This is a genomic window from Stappia sp. ES.058 (genome assembly GCF_900105595.1).
Lineage (GTDB): Bacteria > Pseudomonadota > Alphaproteobacteria > Rhizobiales > Stappiaceae > Stappia.
This window is the reverse complement of the sequence record NZ_LT629784.1, coordinates 3,352,601-3,372,909: the sequence shown is the minus strand read 5'-3', so window position 1 is coordinate 3,372,909 and position 20,309 is coordinate 3,352,601. Positions and strand designations below refer to the sequence as shown.

General features: G+C 64.3%; 15 protein-coding genes. 6 read left to right on the top strand and 9 right to left on the bottom strand.

What is annotated here, in order from left to right; all coding sequences use genetic code 11:
• Nucleotides 1–352 precede the first annotated feature (352 nt).
• Together BLU32_RS15650 and BLU32_RS15645 are read left to right on the top strand one after the other, a co-directional pair.
• Nucleotides 353–859, top strand: a complete 507-nt coding sequence (locus BLU32_RS15650; RefSeq protein ID WP_157727710.1) for a hypothetical protein — start codon at nt 353–355, stop codon at nt 857–859.
• Nucleotides 853–2,832, top strand: coding sequence for a bifunctional diguanylate cyclase/phosphodiesterase (locus BLU32_RS15645; RefSeq protein ID WP_093808465.1), 1,980 nt, complete (start codon nt 853–855; stop codon nt 2,830–2,832). Before BLU32_RS15650 ends, BLU32_RS15645 begins: the two co-directional genes overlap by 7 nt.
• A gap of 155 nt (nt 2,833–2,987) precedes the next feature.
• On the opposite strand, the gene BLU32_RS15640 is transcribed toward BLU32_RS15645, so the two are convergent.
• From BLU32_RS15640 to BLU32_RS15610, 7 genes are all read right to left on the bottom strand, one after another.
• Nucleotides 2,988–4,385, bottom strand: coding sequence for an NAD(P)(+) transhydrogenase (Re/Si-specific) subunit beta (locus BLU32_RS15640; protein ID WP_093808463.1), 1,398 nt, complete (start codon nt 4,383–4,385; stop codon nt 2,988–2,990).
• Between the two features lie 12 nt (nt 4,386–4,397).
• Entirely contained in the window at nt 4,398–4,874 is a 477-nt protein-coding gene (locus tag BLU32_RS15635; protein ID WP_093808461.1) for a proton-translocating transhydrogenase family protein, read from the bottom strand.
• 12 nt (nt 4,875–4,886) lie between these two features.
• Nucleotides 4,887–6,026, bottom strand: a complete 1,140-nt coding sequence (locus BLU32_RS15630) for a Re/Si-specific NAD(P)(+) transhydrogenase subunit alpha (protein ID WP_093808459.1) — start codon at nt 6,024–6,026, stop codon at nt 4,887–4,889.
• A 48-nt stretch (nt 6,027–6,074) separates the two neighbouring features.
• Complete coding sequence (locus BLU32_RS15625; protein ID WP_093808457.1) at nt 6,075–6,359, bottom strand: aa3-type cytochrome c oxidase subunit IV; 285 nt, start codon at nt 6,357–6,359, stop codon at nt 6,075–6,077.
• A gap of 128 nt (nt 6,360–6,487) precedes the next feature.
• Nucleotides 6,488–7,858 (bottom strand): AarF/ABC1/UbiB kinase family protein, encoded by a 1,371-nt coding sequence (locus tag BLU32_RS15620; protein WP_093808455.1) that lies wholly within the window; start codon nt 7,856–7,858, stop codon nt 6,488–6,490.
• A 111-nt stretch (nt 7,859–7,969) separates the two neighbouring features.
• Nucleotides 7,970–8,950, bottom strand: coding sequence for a DUF3445 domain-containing protein (locus BLU32_RS15615; protein ID WP_244501718.1), 981 nt, complete (start codon nt 8,948–8,950; stop codon nt 7,970–7,972).
• Nucleotides 8,950–10,776, bottom strand: coding sequence for a M3 family oligoendopeptidase (locus tag BLU32_RS15610; protein ID WP_093811133.1), 1,827 nt, complete (start codon nt 10,774–10,776; stop codon nt 8,950–8,952). The genes BLU32_RS15615 and BLU32_RS15610 overlap by 1 nt, the downstream gene beginning before the upstream one ends.
• Nucleotides 10,777–11,010: 234 nt before the next feature.
• Here BLU32_RS15610 and BLU32_RS15605 point away from each other — a divergent pair, with 234 nt between their 5' ends.
• From BLU32_RS15605 to BLU32_RS15595, 3 genes are all read left to right on the top strand, one after another.
• Nucleotides 11,011–12,627 (top strand): sigma-54 dependent transcriptional regulator, encoded by a 1,617-nt coding sequence (locus BLU32_RS15605; RefSeq protein ID WP_093808453.1) that lies wholly within the window; start codon nt 11,011–11,013, stop codon nt 12,625–12,627.
• Between the two features lie 117 nt (nt 12,628–12,744).
• Entirely contained in the window at nt 12,745–14,697 is a 1,953-nt protein-coding gene (locus tag BLU32_RS15600; protein WP_208976900.1) for a murein L,D-transpeptidase, read from the top strand.
• 347 nt (nt 14,698–15,044) lie between these two features.
• The gene (locus tag BLU32_RS15595) at nt 15,045–16,739 is read left to right on the top strand and encodes a DUF882 domain-containing protein (RefSeq protein ID WP_371326975.1); all 1,695 of its coding nucleotides are present in this window, start codon (nt 15,045–15,047) and stop codon (nt 16,737–16,739) included.
• Nucleotides 16,740–17,128: 389 nt separating this feature from the next.
• Here the strand turns inward: BLU32_RS15595 and BLU32_RS15590 are convergent, their stop codons facing one another.
• Complete coding sequence (locus BLU32_RS15590; protein WP_093808449.1) at nt 17,129–17,959, bottom strand: tetratricopeptide repeat protein; 831 nt, start codon at nt 17,957–17,959, stop codon at nt 17,129–17,131.
• A 333-nt stretch (nt 17,960–18,292) separates the two neighbouring features.
• Nucleotides 18,293–18,520: a 30S ribosomal protein S21 gene (gene rpsU, locus BLU32_RS15585; RefSeq protein ID WP_093811127.1), complete on the bottom strand. Its 228-nt coding sequence runs from the start codon at nt 18,518–18,520 to the stop codon at nt 18,293–18,295.
• A 396-nt stretch (nt 18,521–18,916) separates the two neighbouring features.
• On the opposite strand from rpsU, the gene BLU32_RS15580 reads away from it, so the two are divergent.
• Nucleotides 18,917–20,308, top strand: a complete 1,392-nt coding sequence (locus BLU32_RS15580) for an MATE family efflux transporter (RefSeq protein WP_093808447.1) — start codon at nt 18,917–18,919, stop codon at nt 20,306–20,308.
• Nucleotide 20,309: the final 1 nt, after the last annotated feature.

Genomic DNA, 20,309 nt, shown 5'->3' with positions numbered 1-20,309 from the left:
CGTTTTCACGCGGGACGCCGTCGCCGTCGGCGCGCCCGTAGCCCGAGCACCAAAAGGCCTCGACGGACCGGCAGTCGCGCATCTGCCAGCGCATCGGGGGGGCGCATGCAAAGCGCACCTTGCGAACATAGGGCGCTGCCGGGGAAGGCGTCCACAAATCGCCACCGCAGCAACTTCCGAAGCGAATCATCCTACCTTCATGTACGTGACTCGTCGGGCGACGCATGGACAGCGCGTTGTAATGCGCGAAATCCTGCCGCTGAGTTAAGCTTGCATTCACGGCTGCAAGCTACCGTCCGGCTCCGTGCACTGTGCGCGACGTGTGTTTGGACGTCGAGGGATGGAGGATCGCATGCCCGTCTTGAGGATCCTGGCAGTCGTTTTCTGCTGCAGTGTCTTTCTCGCCGGGACCGTGCCGGTGCGGGCCTCGGACGCTTCCGAACAAGGTCCGGGGAACGCGGCGCACATCCTGCTGACGCAGGAGGGCACGACGCGAAAGCTGGCGATCGACGAGATCGAACGCCGCCTCCCGACGGTCGAGATCGAAGGACGCGCAAGCCCGGACGAACCTGTGACCGCCTTTCAGGGGGTGCTTCTGTCCGATCTCGTGCGCATGATCGGCGCCGGCGAGGCGGAGATCCTGGTCGTGCGCGCGTCCGACGGGTATGCTGCGGATATTCCGCGCAAGGACTGGGGAAGCTGGCCCATCGTCTTCGCGACGCGCGCCGACGGCGCGCCGCTGACGCTGCGCAAACGCGGTCCGGCGCGGATCATCTATCCCGTCGACCGCTATCCGGAGCTGGCCGGGCGCACATACATCGACCGCAGCGTCTGGCTGATTACCGAGATTGAATGGTGAAGGGACGCGGACAGACCCCTTCGCACCTGCCTTATCGCCGCTCGGTCCTGCCGTCGCTGATCCTGGTGGCGGTCGCATGCGCCTGCGTGGTGGCGACGCTCGTGGCGCTGCGCGGGGTCACCACGCTCAATCAGCCGGAGCCGGATGCGGGACAGTACCTGATCCGTCACATGCGATACACGTTCGCGGAGGTTGCACGCGTGGACGGCATGCTGCAGGCGCTGCGGGTCAACGTGGCGACACCGGAGGCGCGTCAGCTGGTCTCGAACGCGGCCGACCATCTGCACATCCGGTTCGAGGTCTTGTCGGGACTTACGCGGGGCCCGCTGGTCGAACCGGATTCCGAGGTGGCACCGGTTGCGTGGAGGCTCCTGGAGGGTCTGGACCGGCTCGCGTCCGGCGAGACCGCCTTCGATGACGCGACGCTCACCCGCCTGCGCGGCATTAGTGCCGAACTCCTGCGCGAGACCGGCGACTACATGCGCCGCATCGAAGGCGAAATCGACCAGGCCCTGAAGCAAAGGGCCGAGAATTCCGCCGGTGCGTGGTTCGAGGTGATCGGCAGTGTCACCATGCTGCTGGTCCTGTCTTTCATCTCGCTTGCACTGCGATGGCGCAACCGGCGGATGGTTGCCGAACTCAAGCTGGCCAGCGGCCGCGACAGTCTGACCGGCCTTGCCAACCGGCGCGGGTTCACCGAATGGGCCAGTGGGATGGCCGCTGCCGGATCGCGACGACCGCATGCTCTGCTGATCTTCGATCTCGACCGGTTCAAGGTCGTCAACGACCGTCATGGTCATCTGGCCGGCGATGCGTTGCTGAAAACGGCCGCCAACTGGCTGGTGGCGCGTTTCGGCGACCGCGGCATCGTTGCGCGCTGGGGCGGCGATGAATTCCTGGCCACGCTCGCGATCGAAGGGGAAGGACGGGAAGAAGTCGCGGCGCGGATCGCCGAGCTCATGGCGGATCCCCCGGTCCTCGTTTCCAAGGGGGAGACGATTCCGCTGCGTTTCAGTTGCGGAATTGCCCTTTGGCCCCACGACGGAGCGACGATCGACGAGACGATGGTCGCGGCGGATGCCGCGCTCTACGAAGCCAAGGCGCGCGGACGCGGGCGGCAGGTGTTTTACGAGGCGGGCATCTCGGATCGACGCGATCGCGCGGAAGCCCTGCGTAGCTCGCTGCCTCAGGCGCTCGCCGCGGGAGATCTGTTTCTCGAGTTCCAGCCGCAGGTGAATATCGGACGCGACACCGTGATCGGCGCCGAAGCCCTGGTGCGGTGGCGCGATGCCGCGAGCGGCACGATCATTCCCCCCGGCCTGTTCATTCCCATCCTCGAGGAGGGCGACCAGATTGCGGAACTCGACGGTTTCGTGATCGACGAGGCCTGCCGCGCGGCCGCCGCCTGGAACAGGGAGGGCCGGCGGATCCGCGTTTCCGTCAACCTGTCGCCGCGCACCTTCCAGAAACCGGGCCTTGCGGTGCAAGTGGCTGCTGCGCTTGCTCGACACGAACTGACGGCGCGACAGTTGGAGATCGAGATCACGGAAGGTGTTCTCCTGATCGACAACGCGCAGGTCGCGGCCAATCTCTCCGACTTCGCCGACCTCGGCGTCCGGCTGGCGCTCGACGACTTCGGTTCCGGTTACTCCAACATCGCCTATCTGATGCGATTGAAGCCGGATGTTTTGAAGATCGACCGCTCCTTCGTGCTGGAAGGCGACGAACGCATCCGGGCCAGCATCGTCCAGGGCATCATGCAGTTGGCCGATACGCTGGGCGCCGAGACCCTGATCGAGGGCATCGAGACGCCCGAGCAACTGCTCTTCGTTCGCGAAGTCGGTTGTCAGCTTGTACAGGGGTTTCTGTTCGCGCACTCGATGGCGGCGACCGATATTCCGGCGTTCTGCGAAGAGATCGAGACGCGGCGGCGGCCGGCGCAAGAAACGAAGCTGCAGCATCGAGGGTCCTGACGTGAGGCGACGAAGCCGGTCGCGGGGACGTGCGGCTTCCCCCGGCGCGGCGAAGCTGTTTCGCGATCTTCTGAAGGGACAAGATCCTGCGACGGAAAACGGCGCGCCCGGGATCGGACGCGCCGTTTGTGTTTCAAGTCATTGGCGACAAAGACTTACATCGACTTGATGATGCCCTCGGTCATCTTCTTGGCGTCGCCGAAGAGCATCATCGTCTTGTCCAGGAAGAACAGCTCGTTCTGGATGCCGGCGTAGCCGGAGCCCATGCCGCGCTTGACGAAGAGCACCGTGCCGGCCTTGTCGACGTCGAGGATCGGCATGCCGTAGATCGGCGACTGCGGATCGTCGCGTGCGGCCGGGTTGGTCACGTCGTTGGCGCCGATCACATAGACGACATCGGCCTGAGAGAACTCGGAGTTGATGTCCTCCAGTTCGAAGACCTCGTCATAGGGCACCTGCGCCTCGGCCAGAAGCACGTTCATGTGGCCGGGCATGCGGCCGGCGACGGGGTGAATGGCGTATTTCACCTCCACGCCTTCTTCCTTCAGCGTGTCGGCCAGCTCGCGCAGCGCGTGTTGCGCCTGGGCCACCGCCATGCCGTAACCGGGCACGATGATCACCTTGCCGGCGTTCTTCATGATGAAGGCGGCGTCTTCCGCCGAGCCCTGCTTCACGGGCCGCTCTTCCGCACCGCCGCTGGCCGCCGCGACGCTGTCGCCGCCGAAGCCGCCGAGGATGACGGAGATGAAGGAGCGGTTCATGCCCTTGCACATGATGTAGGACAGGATCGCGCCCGAGGAACCGACCAGCGCGCCAACGACGATCAGCGCCATGTTGCCGAGCGTGAAGCCGATGCCGGCCGCCGCCCAACCCGAATAGGAGTTGAGCATGGAGACAACGACGGGCATGTCCGCGCCGCCGATCGGGATGATGATCAACCCGCCGAAGATCAGCGAGAGGATCACGATCACCCAGAAGACCGTGTGGCTTTCGCCCTGCACGAAGACCCCGATCAGAACGAGGATCAGAAGTGCCAGGCCTGCGTTGATGGCATGGCGCATCGGCAGCATGATCGGAGTGCCTGACATGCGACCATCAAGCTTGGCGAAGGCGATAACAGAGCCGGTGAAGGTGATCGCGCCGATGGCGACGCCGATCGACATTTCCACAAGGCTCGCGCCCGGGATCTGGCCGGTCACGCCGATGCCGAAGGCCTGCGGCGCGTAGAGTGCACCGGCGGCCACGAACACGGCGGCCATGCCGACGAGCGAGTGGAACGCCGCCACGAGCTGGGGCATGGCGGTCATCGGGACCCGCTTGGCGGTGACGGCGCCGATCCCGCCGCCGATCGCAAGACCGGCAAGGATCATCAAGAGGCCGCCGGCGCCGGGCGCGGCGGTGAGCAGCGTCGTAACGATGGCGATGGCCATGCCGATCATGCCGAGGAAATTGCCCTGGCGCGATGTCTCAGGGCTTGAAAGCCCGCGCAGCGCCAGGATGAAGAGAACAGCCGAAATCACATAGAGGACGGCCGTGACATTGGCGGAAAGCATGTGTCCGGCCTCCTATTTCTGCTTTTTCTTGTACATGGCGAGCATGCGCTGGGTGACCAGGAAGCCGCCGAAGATGTTCACGCTGGCCATGATCAGGGCGATGAAGCCGAAGCCGCGCGCGTAGCCCGCGCCCTCGGCCGCGAGATCGACCCCGACGGCGAGCAACGCGCCGACGACGATGACGCTCGAGATGGCGTTGGTTACCGACATGAGCGGCGTGTGAAGGGCCGGGGTCACCGACCAGACCACGTAGTAGCCGACGAAAATCGCCAGAACGAAGATCGTGAACTGGAAGACGAAGGGATCGATCGCCCCGCCCGTTGCCGCCGAGGCGGCGTGAGCGATCGTATCTCCCATCCCGCCTGCGAGCTGGTCTGCGTAGCCTTGCGCGGCATCTGCCGCGGCTTGCGCGGTGTCCGCCGCGTCACGCGCCGTTTCGGCCGCAGCCCTGGCGCGTTCAAGCGTTTCCGTAGCGCTTTGTTCCGTCATCTGACCCCCCTGTTACTTGGTGTCCGGCGCGAACGCCGGGTGCACGACCTGACCGTCGCGGGTCAGGACGGTCGCCTTGACGAGTTCATCGTCCCAATTGACCGCAATCGCCTTGGCTTCCTTGTCGATCATCGTTTCGGCAAAGGCGAAGAGGTTCTTCGCATAGAGCGTCGATGCGGAAGCCGCGATCCGTCCGGGCACGTTCAAATGGCCGATGATCTTGACGTCTCCGGACTTGGCGATCTTGCCGGGTTTGGATCCCTCGACATTGCCGCCGCGCTCGACCGCAAGATCGACGATCACCGAGCCGGGCTTCATCGATGCGACCATGGCGGCGTCGATCAGCTTCGGTGCCGGGCGGCCGGGGATCAGCGCCGTGGTGATGACGATGTCCTGCTTGGCGATATGAGTCGCCACGAGTTCGTTCTGCTTCTTCTTGTACTCGTCCGACATTTCCTTGGCGTATCCGCCGGCGGTCTCGGCCTGCTTGAACTCGTCATCCTCGACAGCGACGAATTTCGCGCCAAGCGATTCCACCTGTTCCTTGGCGGCCGGGCGCACGTCGGTCGCGGTGACGACAGCGCCGAGACGGCGTGCCGTGGCAATCGCCTGAAGGCCGGCGACGCCCGCGCCCATGACGAAGACACGCGCTGCGGGCACGGTGCCGGCGGCCGTCATCATCATCGGCATCGCGCGGTCATATTCCGCTGATGCATCGATTACCGCCTGATAGCCGGCAAGGTTTGCCTGGGACGACAGAACGTCCATCGACTGCGCGCGGGTGATGCGCGGCATGAACTCCATGGCGAATGCGGCAATGCCGGCCTCGGCCATGGCCTTGACCGCGTCGTCGTGGCCGTAGGGGTCCATGCTGGCGATAACAAGCGCGCCCTTTTTCGTCAGGCCCAACTCGTCCGTCGAGGGACGGCGGACCTTGAGCACGACGTCTGCGTCGGCAAGGGTGGCCTTTGCATCGGCGGCGAGCGTTGCGCCCGCAGCTTCGAAGTCGGCATCGGGAATCCGGGACAGGGCTCCTGCGCCTTTTTCGACTGCGACGTCGAATCCGAGTGCAACGAAGCGTTTCACGGTATCCGGCGTGGCGGCGACGCGCGGTTCTCCTGCCTCGCTTTCGCGGGGCACTGCGAGTTTCATCGGCTGTATCCTCCCGGTCTTAAGTCGATTTGAGTGCTGTGGCCCGGCTCAGGCAAGCGTGATGATCGCAAGCAGGCCCGAAACCAGCGTGATCACCGCAGAAGGCACCCAGCCATTGGCGCCTGCAAACAGGCCGACCCCTGCGGCTATCAACGTCGCGATCATCAAGACGGTTCCGAAAAACGCCGCGCCGCCGCCGCCGAAGGTCAGCAGAAGCAGGCAAATCATCACGTTGATCGCGGCAACAATGGCCACTTTCGAAAAATTCAGGAAGCCGGTGTAGGTGCGCTCGTGCTCTGCGTAGTCCATTGCCGGTGACGTCTGATCGGACATGGGTTCCTCTTAGATGGCTCGTTCAAGAAGTTGCGGCTACTTATAACAGCTAAGGGTGTCACGGCAACGCGCTGTTTTGCAGTGCACGCCTGGCGTGTTCTTGCGGGTGTATAGCTCCAGGTTTCAGATCAGGGGATCAGACCCACCGATGACAGCAGCTTGGACTGGCGTCCTTGCACGGTGGCTGTTTCGAAACTCTCGATCTGCTCGTTGAACAGGCGGAAGAAGTTGAGTTCGGCGCGCAGGTGCAAAAACACGCCCCCCAGCCCGATGGCGGCGCGGTCCATGAACACGAACTCGCGCGGGACAGTCACCGGGCCTTTCTCCTTCAAGGCCCGGTGCACGCGGAAAGCTTCCTTGCGCCCGTATTCTCCCGGTTTGACGCCGTCGGCGATCGAGCGCACGCGGTCGGTGAGAAGCGGGCCGTAGATGAACCGCGCCCAGATGTTGAGGATATCGATCAGGTCGCGTGTCAGCCCCTTGAAGCCCCAGCGCTCGTAGGCGGACACCACCAGTGCTTCGTTTTCCTCCAGAAGGCCGCGGTAGAGATCGACGACGCCGGCCACGAACTCCGGCGGGAAGATGCGGATGCAGCCGTAGTCGAGCAGGTTGATGCCCGCCGGCGCGCCGTCTTGCGAGAACACCGTGTAGTTGCCCAGGTGCGGGTCGCCATGGATCATGCCGAAGTGGCTGAAGGGGTGCCACCAGGCCTTGAACATCGTCTCCGCCAGCAGGTTGCGCTCTTCCAGCGGGCTGTCCCTGAACGACAAGAGCGGGGCGCCTTCCAGCCAGTTCATGGTCAGGAGACGTCCCGTGGAAAGTGTGTCATGCACGGCCGGCACGCGGATGCGGGCCTCGTCCCTGAAGATCTCGCTGTAGGCGGCGATCTGTTTCGCCTCGCGCTTGTAGTCGAGTTCCTCGCGCACCCGTTCGCCGATTTCCTGGGCGATCTCGCGGGTATCGATCGCCGGCTGCATGCGCCGGTGGACCGAGAACAGCAAGCCAAGCTGGCTGAGGTCCGCTTCCACCGCCGAGGCCATGTCGGGATATTGCAGCTTGCAGGCCAGCGGGGCGCCGTCTTGCGAGACCGCGCGGTGCACCTGGCCAAGCGAGGCGGCCGCCGCCGGGGCACGGTCGAATTCCTTGAAACGTGACTGCCAGTCGCGTCCAAGCTCCGCCGACATGCGCCGTTTGACGAAGGGCCAGCCCATCGGCGGCGCATCGGACTGGAGTTGCGCCAGTTCGGCTGCATATTCCGGCGGGATGGCGTCGGGAATGGTGGAAAGAAGCTGGGCAACCTTCATCAGCGGTCCCTTGAGGCCGCCGAGCGCGGCGGCCAGTTCCGCCGCCTGCTTTTCGTTGTCGACCTCATAGCCGAAGACGCGTGCGCCTGCGAGCTTTGCGGCCAGGCCGCCGACATTCGCGCCGACCCTTGCGTAGCGGCCGACCCGGGCACTCATGCGGTTCTGTTCCCGATCGCGAGGCGGCGTGGTCGGCATGGATTGGAGGTCTCCGTTGAAAGGGAAATGGCGGGTGCAGGTTGTGTGATCACAGTCTCACGGATCTACGCGCGCCAGCATATACCGGATTGCCAGGACACCAGGCACCGGTCACGTCCTGCCGGCAATCCGCGCAAGATCGTCCAGCAAGCCCATGATCGCCGCGCGGGCGCCGGTCAGCCCCTTGTAGGCGAGCTGGTCGGGGTTCAGGGCTTCCAGTTGTGCGCGCAGTCCTTCGGCAAGGTCCGCGCCGTTTGGATGGCGGGCGAAGGCGGAGACCGGGTCGTGATGCACCTTGATGGTGAAGAGGATGTCGCCGCTTGTCGGCAGGCGCCGCAGGGTCTGGCGCTCGACGCGCACGAAGAGCGGAAACTCCGCCGCACCACTCTCCAGTGTCCGGTGGTCCATGCGGGTCGGGTCGCTCGCCTGCGGGTCGATGCGCTTGGCGCGGGGCTGGTGCAGCTCGGGGCTGGAATAAAGCGACCAGTTGAGCCGCCAGGACGGGCGATCCACCGGCAGATTATCGAAAATCCGCGCCACCATCATGCCCATGCGCGCGCCATTGAAGCCCGGCACGGTCTCGTGGATCCCGGTCATCGACTGGCCGAACTTCTCCGCAAGCGACCAGGATGAGGGAAAGCACAAGGCGGCCGCCGCAAGGCGGTAACCATCGTCGCCCTTGCGCATCAACACCAGATCTTCCTGCACCAGCCGGGCCGCCGTCTTGAGCGGTGGCGCGCCGGACGTGTCCAGATCGATGTCGTGCCCGGCCGCGGTGAGGCGAAGGCCCGTCGCCGTCGGTGTGTAGAGCTCGGGGAACCGATCCGGCAGGTAGCTTCGCAGCATTTCCAGCACGTCCGCCTGAGCCGCGTGTGTGTCCGGTTCCGCCAGGAACACCGGAGCCTCTCCGGCTCCGGCGAAAAGGCGATCCTTTTCGGCCATCTGCTCGGCGAAACGGTGGTCCGGCTCGATCCACTCGCGCGGGTCGAGTGGCATCAGTCCCACGGTGAAGGGTTGCGAGGAGCCGTCATAGGGCGTGTGCGCGAAGGGCGCGTGCACGCTCTCGTCGCGAATTGCCATCCCGCCCGGCATCAGCCCTCCAGCCGTTCCAGTTCGTCGATGAAGCCGGAGATCACCAACAGGCCCTTCGACCAGAAGGCCGGATCGCTGGCATCCAGTCCGAAGGGCGCCAGCAGCTCGGAATGATGCTTGGTGCCGCCCGCCGACAGCATGGCGAAATACTTGTCCTGGAAACCGTCTTCCGCGCCTTCATAGACGGCGTAGAGGGAGTTCACCAGGCAGTCGCCGAAGGCATAGGCGTAGACGTAGAAGGGCGAATGGATGAAGTGCGGGATATAGGCCCAGAAGGTCTCGTAGCCATCGCCGAAGCGGATCGCCGGCCCGAGGCTTTCGCCCTGCACCGACATCCACAGATCGCAGATCGCCTGCGAGGTCAGCTCTCCCTCGCGACGTGCGGCGTGGACCTTGCGCTCGAAACTGTAGAAGGCAATCTGGCGCACGACGGTGTTGAGCATGTCCTCGACCTTGCCGGCGAGCAGGATCTTGCGGCGCTCCGGTGTCTCCGCGGTCTGCAGCAGCTCCTTGAACGTCAGCATCTCGCCGAAGACGCTGGCGGTTTCGGCAAGCGTCAGCGGCGTGGGGGCCATCAACGCGCCGTTGGGGGCGGCGAGCACCTGGTGAACGCCGTGACCAAGCTCATGGGCAAGCGTCATCACGTCGCGGGTGCGGCCCTGATAGTTGAGCAGCACGTAGGGGTGTGCGCTGGGCACCGTGGGATGGGCGAAGGCGCCTGGCGCCTTGCCGGGACGGGCCGGCGCGTCGATCCAGCCCTTGGCGAAGAAGTCGTCGGCGATGTCGGCCATCTTCGGCGAGAACCGGCCATAGGCTTCCAGCACCAGCGCGCGGGCTTCCTCCCAGGGGATCTTGCGGCTGTCGGCCAGGGGCAGCGGCGCGTTGCGGTCCCAGTAGTCGATGGTGTCCTTGCCGAACCACTTCGCCTTCATTGCATAATAGCGATGCGACAGGTCTGGATAGGCGGCGCGCACGGCCTCGACCAGCGCATCGACCACCTCCCGCTCGACACGGTTGGACAGGTGCCGGCTGTCGGCGATGTCCTCGAACCCGCGCCAGCGGTCGGAGATTTCCTTGTCCTTGGCCAGCGTGTTGGTGATCAGCGTGAAGGTCGACAGGTTTTCCTTGAAGGTCTTGCCCAACGCTTGCGCGGCGGATTTCCGGGCGGCGCCGTCGGGATCCTGCAGCAGCGTAAGTGTCTGTTCCAGCGCTTGTTCCTTGCCGTCGACGTCGAAGCGCAGGCCGGCCATGGTCTCGTCGAACAGGCGGTTCCAGGCGGACGCGCCGGTCACCGACTTCTCGTGGAAGAGCTGCTCGATGCGGTCCTCGAGCTGATAGGGCCGCGCCTTGCGGATGTCGTCGAGCCAGGGGCGATAATGCGCCAGACCCGGATCCTGCGTGGCGGCATCGAGAACCGCGTCCGGAATGCGGTTGAGTTCCAGCGTGAAGAAAATCAGATGCGTGCTGGCCGCCGTCAGCTTGTCCTGCGCATCGCCGTAGAACTTCTGGCGCACGGGGTCGGTTGTGTCGCCGGCATAAAACAGACCCGCGTAGGAGGCGATGCGGCCCATCAGGTCCTCAAGCGCCTCCATTTCCTTCAGCGCCGTCGCCAGTTCCGCGCCCGAGCGTTTTGCCATGTCCTCGAGCCGGCCTTTGTAACGGTCCTCGAAGGCGGCCGCGTCCGTCGTCGCGCGGGTCATGTCGGCGGCGACCTCCGGCGCGTCATGGGCCGGGTAGAGATCGGCGAGGTTCCATTCCGGCAGCTCTCCGAGGTTGTCCTGCGTACTGGCTCCCTGGCCTGCGGAGGCGAAGGCCGGCCTTGTCATGAACGGCCGTGCAGCGAGGGGGAGCGGACAATGGCGCGGGAATGTCATGCGGTCTCCGAAGGGGCTTGGACTGTTTTGCTTTCCTTCTGGATATTGTGGATTGCAGGGAGAGGGCAATGTCCAATCGTGTCCGAGGGCGCGCATCGGGGAAAAGATGGACGATTTGTTTACCGCTCGAGCGCTACGGTGACCCGAATTGATACAGGGGCGAGATCCGAAAGGCGCGGCACCTACATGATCCCGACAAGCGGACGCATTCTCATCGCCGATGACGACCCGGTGCAGCGCCGGCTGCTTGAGGAAGCGGTCAAGCGCTTCGGATATCGCTCGCGAACGGTTGAAAACGGCGCGCAGGCGGTCGAGGCCCTGTCGGGACCGGACGGAGCCGACATCGATCTCCTGATCCTTGATCTGGTGATGCCCGAACTCGACGGCATGGGCGTGATCGCGCGCCTTCGCGAGATGCGCTCCTCGATCCCGATCATCGTGCAGACCGCGCACGCCGGCATCGACGCCGCCGTCAACGCCATCCGTGCCGGCGCTCAGGATTTCGTGGTCAAGCCGGTGTCGCCGGAACGGCTGGAAGTCGCCATTCGCACCTTCATGAAGATGAAGGCGCTGGAAGGCGAAATCACCCGCATCCACAAGCAGTCGAGCGGCACCTTTACGTTTGACGATATCGTGACGCGCTCGGAGGCGATGGAGCGGGTCATCCGTGTCGGCAGCCGGGCCGCACACTCACAGATCCCGGTGCTGATCGAGGGCGAGTCGGGTGTGGGCAAGGAGCTGATCGCCCGCGCGATCCAGGGAACGAGCGAACGACGCGCGCGCGCCTTCGTCACCGTGAATTGCGGAGCGATCCCCGAGCATCTGGTGGAATCGATTCTGTTCGGCCATGAGAAGGGCGCCTTCACCGGTGCTGTGGAAAAACACGTTGGCAAGTTCCAGGAAGCGCATGGCGGAACGCTGTTTCTGGACGAGGTCGGTGAACTTCCGCCCGACATCCAGGTGAAGCTCTTGCGTGCGCTGCAGGAAGGCGAGATCGATCCGATCGGCGCGCGGCGTCCGGTCAAGGTCGATTTCCGCTTGATCTCGGCGACCAACCGGCGGCTCGTCGATCTGGTGAAGGACGGGCAGTTTCGCGAGGATCTCTATTATCGGCTGAACGTCTTTCCGCTGTGGTTGCCGCCGCTGCGCGACCGTCGGGAGGACATTCCCGATCTCGTGCGCCATTTTCTGGCGCGTTTCGTCGCGGAGGAGGGGCGTTCGCATATCACCACCGTCGCGCCCGATGCGGTGGCGATGCTTCAGGCCTACGATTGGCCCGGCAATATCCGCCAGCTTGAAAATGCGGTGTTTCGCGCGGTCGTCCTGTGCGAAGGTGATCACTTGCGGATGGACGACTTTCCGCAGGTGCTCGCAAGCGTCGGACAGGATCCGGGACAGCCGGCATCGGTCTCGTCTGACGCCATCGGATCGTCAGGAGCCGGTATGCCGCCGCGGCCGGATCACCTTTCGCGTGCTGCGCGGTCCGTCGATAGCGGTTTCCCAACCGACCCCGGCCCCGCCCATGAGGTCGGTACTGCCTCCGCCTTCCACCCCGCCATTGGCGCCGGCGGCGATCCCTCCGGCAGGCAGGTCCCGTTTGGATACCTGCGCTGTCTCGACGATCACGGTCATGTGCGCGCGCTCGATTCAATCGAAGCGGACATGATCCGCACGGCAATCGATCACTACAGTGGGCGCATGACGGAAGTCGCGCGAAGGTTGTCTATCGGTCGCTCGACGCTCTACCGAAAGTTGAAGGACTATGGCCTCGATGCAACAGATGATGCCGACGCCGCCGAATAGCGCGTCGATCACCCTCGCGTGACTTGCATCGGCCGTTTTTGACAGGCTTGTTAACCTTGCGACAGCAGCTTTCGCGGGCACCTCATCGTCCGCTCATCGTGTTCAGGATCCGCGACTATGCCGAAGAATTTTCGCTCCGCCCTTTTGCGTACCTCGCTCGCCGGGGCATTTTTCGGCCTTGCTGCCGTTTCCGGGGACCCTGCATGGGCGACAACCGATTCAGCCGCGTCCGACCCGGTCGAAACGCGGTCGATCGTGACACCGAAGCCGGTCACGGCTCTCCAAATGCTTTTGGAAGACACGGCGTCCCGGGGTGACCCGGACGCGGACGTTTCCTATCTCACGCAGTCAACCCGAAAGGCGGTTGCCGGCTTTTATGCCGCGCGGAATTTCAAGCCGATCTGGACGGAGACCGGAGCGCCGACCCTGACCGCCTATAAGCTCGTGGCGCGGATGGAGAGAGCCGAAGAAGACGGTCTTTCCGCGAGCGACTATGCGCTTCCCTCGGATCTCCTCAGTCAGGTTGGCCGCCTCGACGTCGATGATGCAGCACGTTTCGAACGCGCCCTGTCGGCCGCACTCCTGACCTACGCCGAGCACGCCCAGGCCGGACGTGTAGAGCCCTCGAGCCTGTCCGGCTACATCACCGCTTCGCCGGAGCGCCCCGATCTGTCCGTCGTTCTCGATAGGCTTTCATCAAGTGCAGACCCGGTGGCTGTTCTCGACGGGTTCAATCCGCCGCATGCCGGCTTTCAGGCCTTGCGCCGCAAGCTTGCCGCCTTGCGCAATGCGTCCGCCGAGGATGCAGCGCCGCCGGTCGTGCCCGCCGGCAAGGTCCTGAAGGAAGGCGTGCGCGACCCGCGGGTTGCGATCCTGCGGGAGCGGATGGGGCTTGCTGCCGACGAACGCACCGAAACGCCGGTGGCTGAAGCGGTGTCGGATACGCCTGCTCAGGCGCCCGTCGTTTCGCAGACGACACCCGTCGACGGGGAAGCGGATGCGCCGGTCGAGGCGGCTGTCGATGCGACGCTTTTCGACGCGCGTCTGAAGGACGCCGTCTTGGCCTTCCAGACGGAAAACGGGCTGCATGCCGACGGTATCGTCGGACCGCGCACGTTGCTTGCTCTGAATGCGACCGCCGACGACGGCATGGCCATCTCCGACATCATTGCCAACATGGAGCGGTGGCGGTGGCTGCCGCGCGACCTCGGCGCGTTCCACGTTTTCGTCAACATTCCGGAATTCAAGGCACGGCTCGTTCGCGATGGTCGCGAAGTCTATGAAACGCGGGTCGTGGTCGGCAAGCCGGCGAACCAGACGCCGGTGTTTTCCGATGAGATGGATCACCTGATCGTCAATCCGTACTGGAATGTTCCCTATTCCATCGCGTCGCAGGAACTGCTGCCCTCCATACAGGCCAATCCGACCGGCTATCTGGCGAGGCGCAACTATGAGGTCGTGGCGGGCGGGCGCGTGGTCAGTCCGGCATCGATCGACTGGACGGGCGTGAACCTGCGCTCGGTGCGGATCCGGCAGCGTCCGGGCTCGGGAAACGCTCTTGGCCGGATCAAGTTCATGTTTCCCAACCAGCACTCCGTTTATTTGCACGACACGCCGTCGAAGCGGCTGTTCAATCGCTCGCGCCGGGCGTTCTCGCATGGCTGCGTGCGCGTCGAGGATCCTTTCGCTTTCGCCGATGCGCTGTTGCAGCTCGATCCGCAGTGGAACGCGGCTGCCCTGAAGAAAATGATCGGTGGCAGCGAGAAGCGGGTCGATCTGAAGCGGCACATTCCGGTGCATCTGACCTATTTCACGGCCCATGTGGATGAGGCCGGCCGCCTCCAGAGGCGACCGGACATTTATGGTCACAACGCGCGTCTGACGAAAGCGCTCGAAATCGAGGGCTGGCAGGAGTGGCAGAGGTTCGCCGTCGCGGCGCCGGTAAAGCGCGCATCTGCTGTGCGCCGGTCCGCCGCTCCGAAGAAGACCGTCGAGACGCTGTCGATTCGGGAACAGCGGGCCAAGGTCTTCCGGTTGCGTCAGCGCGGGTCGAACGATCTTTATCGATAGGAGCGCCGCCCGCCGCAGCCAGTCACGGTTGGGAAACCTGCCGGACGGCATCGGTTTTTGCGTGCATCTCATGCGTTTCGACGCTGCGGTCCGGTGCCTGGCGGGGCGGCCCGCAGCGACCTTTTTCCGGAATTCTCGATATTTTTTGGATGTGGTGCGTATTTGCCACGATTTGCGCTCATTTTTGAATACGGTAAAGGCTTCTTAACTTCGCTCGCCTACACCAGTCCGACGGGGGGCGGGTGTTCGGCGATCCCGCCGACAAACTAGCGAGACTGACATTGCTTGAAGCACTGTTCTCCAGGCTGCGACGTCGCACACGCTCGCTTGCAGCGATCGCGCTGGCGGTGTGTGTGTCCCTGCTGTCGCTTGCGAGCGCGCCGGCGTCTGCCGAGACGCGTGCGCTGAAGCTTTACAACACTCACACACACGAGCGCGTGACGATCACGTTCAAGAAGAACGGCCGATACCTGTCGTCGGGCCTGCGCGAGTTGAACCGCTTCCTCCGCGATTGGCGCCGCAACGAAATCACCAAGATGGATCCCGAACTGTTCGATCTCGTCTGGGACGTCTACCAGAAAGCGGGAACCAGCAAGGCGATCCACGTGGTCTCGGGCTATCGCTCTCCGGCCACCAACAACATGCTTCGCCGCCGGTCGCGCGGGGTCGCCAAGAAGAGCCAGCACACCCGCGGCCGCGCCATGGACTTCTTCATTCCCGGCGTGAATGTCTCCAAGCTGCGTGCGCTGGGATTGCGCAAGGAAGTCGGAGGCGTCGGTTACTATCCGACATCGCGCACGCCTTTCGTTCATATGGATACGGGATCCGTGCGGCACTGGCCGCGCATGACGCGTCGCCAGCTCGTCAAGGTCTTTCCGCGCGGCGATACCATCCACGTCCCGACAGACGGCAAGAAAATGCCGCGCTACGCGGAAGCGCTGGCACGGAAGAAGAGCGGCGGGTCGTCGCGTGCCACGGTCGTCGCCAGTGCGGCTCCCCAGCCGATCCGGCGCAATTCATCGGATATTTCCACCGACACCGGCCGTCGGATATCGCGTCCGCCTACCACCAATACATCCGGGTCACCCGGTCTGATCGCTAGGATCTTCTCGAGCGACGAAGAAGAAGAGGAAGAGACCTCTTCGGCACCCACACCGCCGGCTCCGTTGCGCTCACGCCTCGTTCAGGCCAACACGCCGCCACCGGTTCCGTCGCAGGCGCCGCCCGGCGTGCGCAGTCCCGAACCGGCCGAAGAGCCGGCGCCGACAGCCACCGATCCGATTGTTGTGGCGGAGGTGCGCCCGCGAACCAAACCGGCCGGTTTTGCTGCGATCGTCGCGGCGGCAACCTCGGGATCCGTTGCCCCTGGAACACTTGAAGCTCAGGCTCAGCGGATTGCGAGCGGACTTCCTGCCATCGAGCCGACCCCGCCCGTGAGCGAAGCCCGGCAGCCCGTGCAGGTGGCGAGTGCCACGCCCGTCGTGACACCCTTGCCGAAGACGACGGAACTCCGTCAGGGTCCGACGGGCGCGGGTGCCTTCCCGCGTCCGGCTCCAGGCGATGGCGCTTCGGCGATTGCGGCTGCAACGGGCGCGATGCAGCCCTCGCGCAAGCCGCAAGGGGATCTCAATGCCGCAACGCTCGCCTATGCACCGGCGGTCACCGCCTCTGCGGGTGGCGGGGGGACAGGTGCCATCGCTGTTCCCAGGCGCCGCAGCGCGGCTGAAGGCGCGCCCGCCCGGATCGGATCCGTGTCCGGCCGTTTGCCCGCACCCGTCATTCGCGACCCGTTGGCGATTTTTGCGGCGTTGCCGGATCGCTCGATGCCGGCGTTGATTTCGGGCGCGGCGACCACCCGCACCCGCACGTTCGCATCCTTGTCGCACCCCAATCAGCGCCGGCTGGAGCTGTTGCTTTCGCCGGGCGGCAGCGTTTTTGCCAACCGGTTCGGGTCCGGCACCGGCACCGGCGCGGCGCCGCGGGCCGACCGGTTTGACGACGGCCCAGCGGTCGTTCTGCTTCCGGTTGTCGCGCTGCGCTGAGGCATTTTGCACAAAGGGGCAGGGTGAGCCGGCTGCGGGCTGTCTGCGAAGTGTGTCCGGGTCGCGGCGCGTGGCTAAGGGGCCTCGGCCCCGACAAGTCCAGGCGTTGCCGATTGATCACCCAGAACCGGACGCTGGTGCGCCGGCTGCCCGATCTCGGCTGCGGGTCCGGGTTTCCTTCGAATGTGTTGACCGTCCTTGAACCGCAATCCATCACACGCACACGCTCCGCTTTGCCGGTGCAACGCATCACGGGGCTTTCTCGCAAGCGTCTTGAGGTATGAGCATCCGCGCACTGCGGCCGCAATCGGCCCAGCTGTGGAAAAGCCTGTTGTTCTTTTGGGGAATACCTGTCGACAAGCGTGAGCTTTGCAGCGCCTGCGATCCGGCTAGCCGCCGCGGTCGAGACGTCCGATGCCGTCGCGCGCGATCTCGTTTGATGCGTCGATGCCAAGTGCCCTGTTGAAAGAGCGGCGTGCATCCGTCGGCTTGCCGAGCAGCTCCAGAGCAAGGCCGCGATTCGCCCAGGCAACCGCGGAGCGCTTGTCCCGGTTGACGGCGTCTGAAAGATCGGAGAACGCCGCCTTGGGATCGTTCAACGCAAGATAGGAGACGCCGCGCGCGATATAGGGCTCCGCGGCGTTGGGGTCGAGCCCGATCGCGGTTGCGAAATCCTCGACGGCGCGCGTGTGCTGGCCCTGGGCCTGATAGATCAGGCCGCGGTTGTGGAACGCGCGGGCGTTGCTGGAATCGATAGCGATCGCCGCATTGAAATCGGCGAGCGCCGTATCATTGCGACCTAGCGTCCGGTAGGCATTGCCGCGGCCGACAAGCGCAACGTCATAGTCCGGCTTGATCCTCAGCGCGGAACTGTAGTCGGAGATGGCGGCTTGGGTGTTACCCATCCTGCGATTGACAAGCGCGCGATTGGCGTAGGCCTGATAGGAATTCGGGGCGAGTTGAAGTGCGGTATTGAAGTCTTCCAGCGCATTGTTGAAACGACCGGCCTGACCATAGGCAATGCCACGCGTGTTGTAGGCGGCGGCATCGCGCGGGTTTGCCTCGATCACTGCGTTGAGCGAATCGATATTGGCAGCCGATCCTGCGGATCTGTCGATCGGTACGCCGGAAACGCCGGCGGTCTGGCATGCGGAAAGCAGAAGACCGCAAGAAATCACTGCGGCCAAGGAGGCCCGGTGCTGCACCTTCGCTATCTGCATTGCTGCCCCTTCCGGACCTCGGTTTTCCACCCCAGACTCACGTCTCTTCCAGAACGGCTGCACTGCGCACAACACGCAACCTGCTTTTGTCGCTCTGGTGCGGAAATCCTGTATCAGAATTGTGGCGCCGAACCGACGCACCGCAAAATCTGTCCTCGTAACCCATGCGCAAGACAGACAGGTACCTGTCTGTCACGCATCGGCTTCCCAGCCGGGCAGGACGACGTCCGCGAAATTCCGATGAAAGAGATGATCGGAGGCACTCATGCGATCGCTTGCCTGAGGGCGTCCTGCGCGACATCGTGACGGCATGCGCAGGCCCGCCCGAAACAACTAGCGGCGCGGTGCTTTGCTCGGCAGAAGGCCTTCGCGCTGGGCGCGCTTGCGCGCCAGCTTCCGCGCACGGCGAACAGCTTCCGCCTTTTCGCGGGCCCTCTTTTCGGACGGCTTCTCGTAATGGCCGCGAAGCTTCATCTCGCGAAAGATGCCTTCGCGCTGCATTTTCTTCTTCAGCGCCTTGAGCGCCTGATCGACATTGTTGTCGCGGACCAGAACCTGCACGCGTTTTTTCCCATCGTTCTTGCACCCATGCGATTGCCGCATCCGGTGCCGGATCTCACCCAGTTGGACTCGCTGTGTGACTCGGAAGCGAAACCGGTCTGCCTCTGTCATCAGCTGCAAACCTGGCGCGCACCGTGCAAAACGCACCGGCGCGCCGCTTTCACGTCGCTAATCAGGTCGTCTAGTTAGCAGAGGTCGGGGATATTGTCCACCGCCATAAGTGCCGGATGCGCGCGTTCGCGTGTGTATTTGCGTCAGTTTTGTTTGCTTTCGTTGCAGCGTCGCCTGGAACGTCACTGGACGCTGCAACGGGCGCACGATACCACAGGCCGACAGGAAAGGGGACCAGCCGGACGCGTGGGGGCGGTCTGCCGGTCCGATCGGGGAGATTTGAGAATGACAGCCTCGGTGCCGGGGGTGCCCAGCGCGGTGGAAACTATTGGTGCGTGGCGCAACGAAATCACCCAAAGCCTGCGGCTTGGCATTCCGATTGCGGGTGCGCAGGTCGCGCAGATGGCGATCAACACCACGGATGTGGTGATGATCGGCTGGCTCGGTGCAGCGGAACTCGCTGCCGCCGTTCTGGCCTTCAACCTTTATATCGTCATCTGGCTGTTCGGCATGGGCGTGCTTCAGGCCGTTGTTCCGCTGGCGGCGAAGGCCCGCGGAGAACGCCGCACGCGCGACGTGCGCCGTTCGGTTCGCATGGGGTTCTGGTTCGTTGCTTTCTACACGATCCCCACGCTTGGCATCCTGTGGTTCACCCCGGACATCCTGCTGGCATTCGGCCAGCAGCCGGACCTTGCCGCGCTCGCTGGCGAATACGCGCGCATCATGATGTTTTCCGTGTTTCCCACGCTGATGACGATGGCGTTGCGCAATTTCATCACCGTCCTGGAAAAGGCGCAGGTGGTGTTGTGGGCGACCATTGCCGGCGCGGTGTTCAACGCCTTGATCGACTACGCTCTAATTTTCGGCAATTTCGGATTGCCGCGCCTGGAACTGGTCGGGGCGGGGATTGCCTCGGTCGCAACGTCCTTCGTCACGTTCTTCATCATTGTCGCCTACACCCTCCGGCAACGGCAGTTGCGTCGCTATGCGGTGTTCGGGCGGCTGTGGCGCAGCGACTGGTCGAAGTTTTTTGAAATTCTCAGGCTCGGGTGGCCCATCGCGATCATGTTGCTCGTGGAGGTGGCACTGTTTTCCGGCTCGTCCCTGATGATGGGCTGGATCGGAACCGTGCCGTTGGCTGCCCACGGGATTGTGCTTCAACTGACCTCCATCACCTTCATGGTTCCGCTCGGTCTGGGGCAGGCGGGCATGATTCGCATCGGCCTCGCCGCGGGACGCGGCGACCGTGTTGGCGTGGGGCGTGCCGGATGGGCGGCGCTGACCGTGTCACTCGGATTCATGGTGATCTGCGCCGTCGCGTTCTGGCTGAAGCCGGAGCCCTTCGTGTCGCTGTTTCTCGATCTCGGCAATCCGCAGTCCGACGAGGTGCTGGCGATCGGCGTGACCTTCCTGGCGATTGCCGCCGTGTTCCAGATCTTCGACGGCGCGCAGGTGGTCGGCGGCAGCCTGCTGCGCGGCCTGTCAGACACCAAGACGCCGATGGTCATCGCCGTCATCGGCTACTGGGTCGGCGGCATGGGGCTCGCCTATGCGCTTGCCTTCCCGCTGGGACTGGGCGGCATCGGCATCTGGTGGGGGCTCGCCTTCGGGCTGGCGGCGGTGTCCATCGTGCTTTTGTGGCGCTTTGCCGCGCGCGAACGGCTCGGGCTCGTTTAGA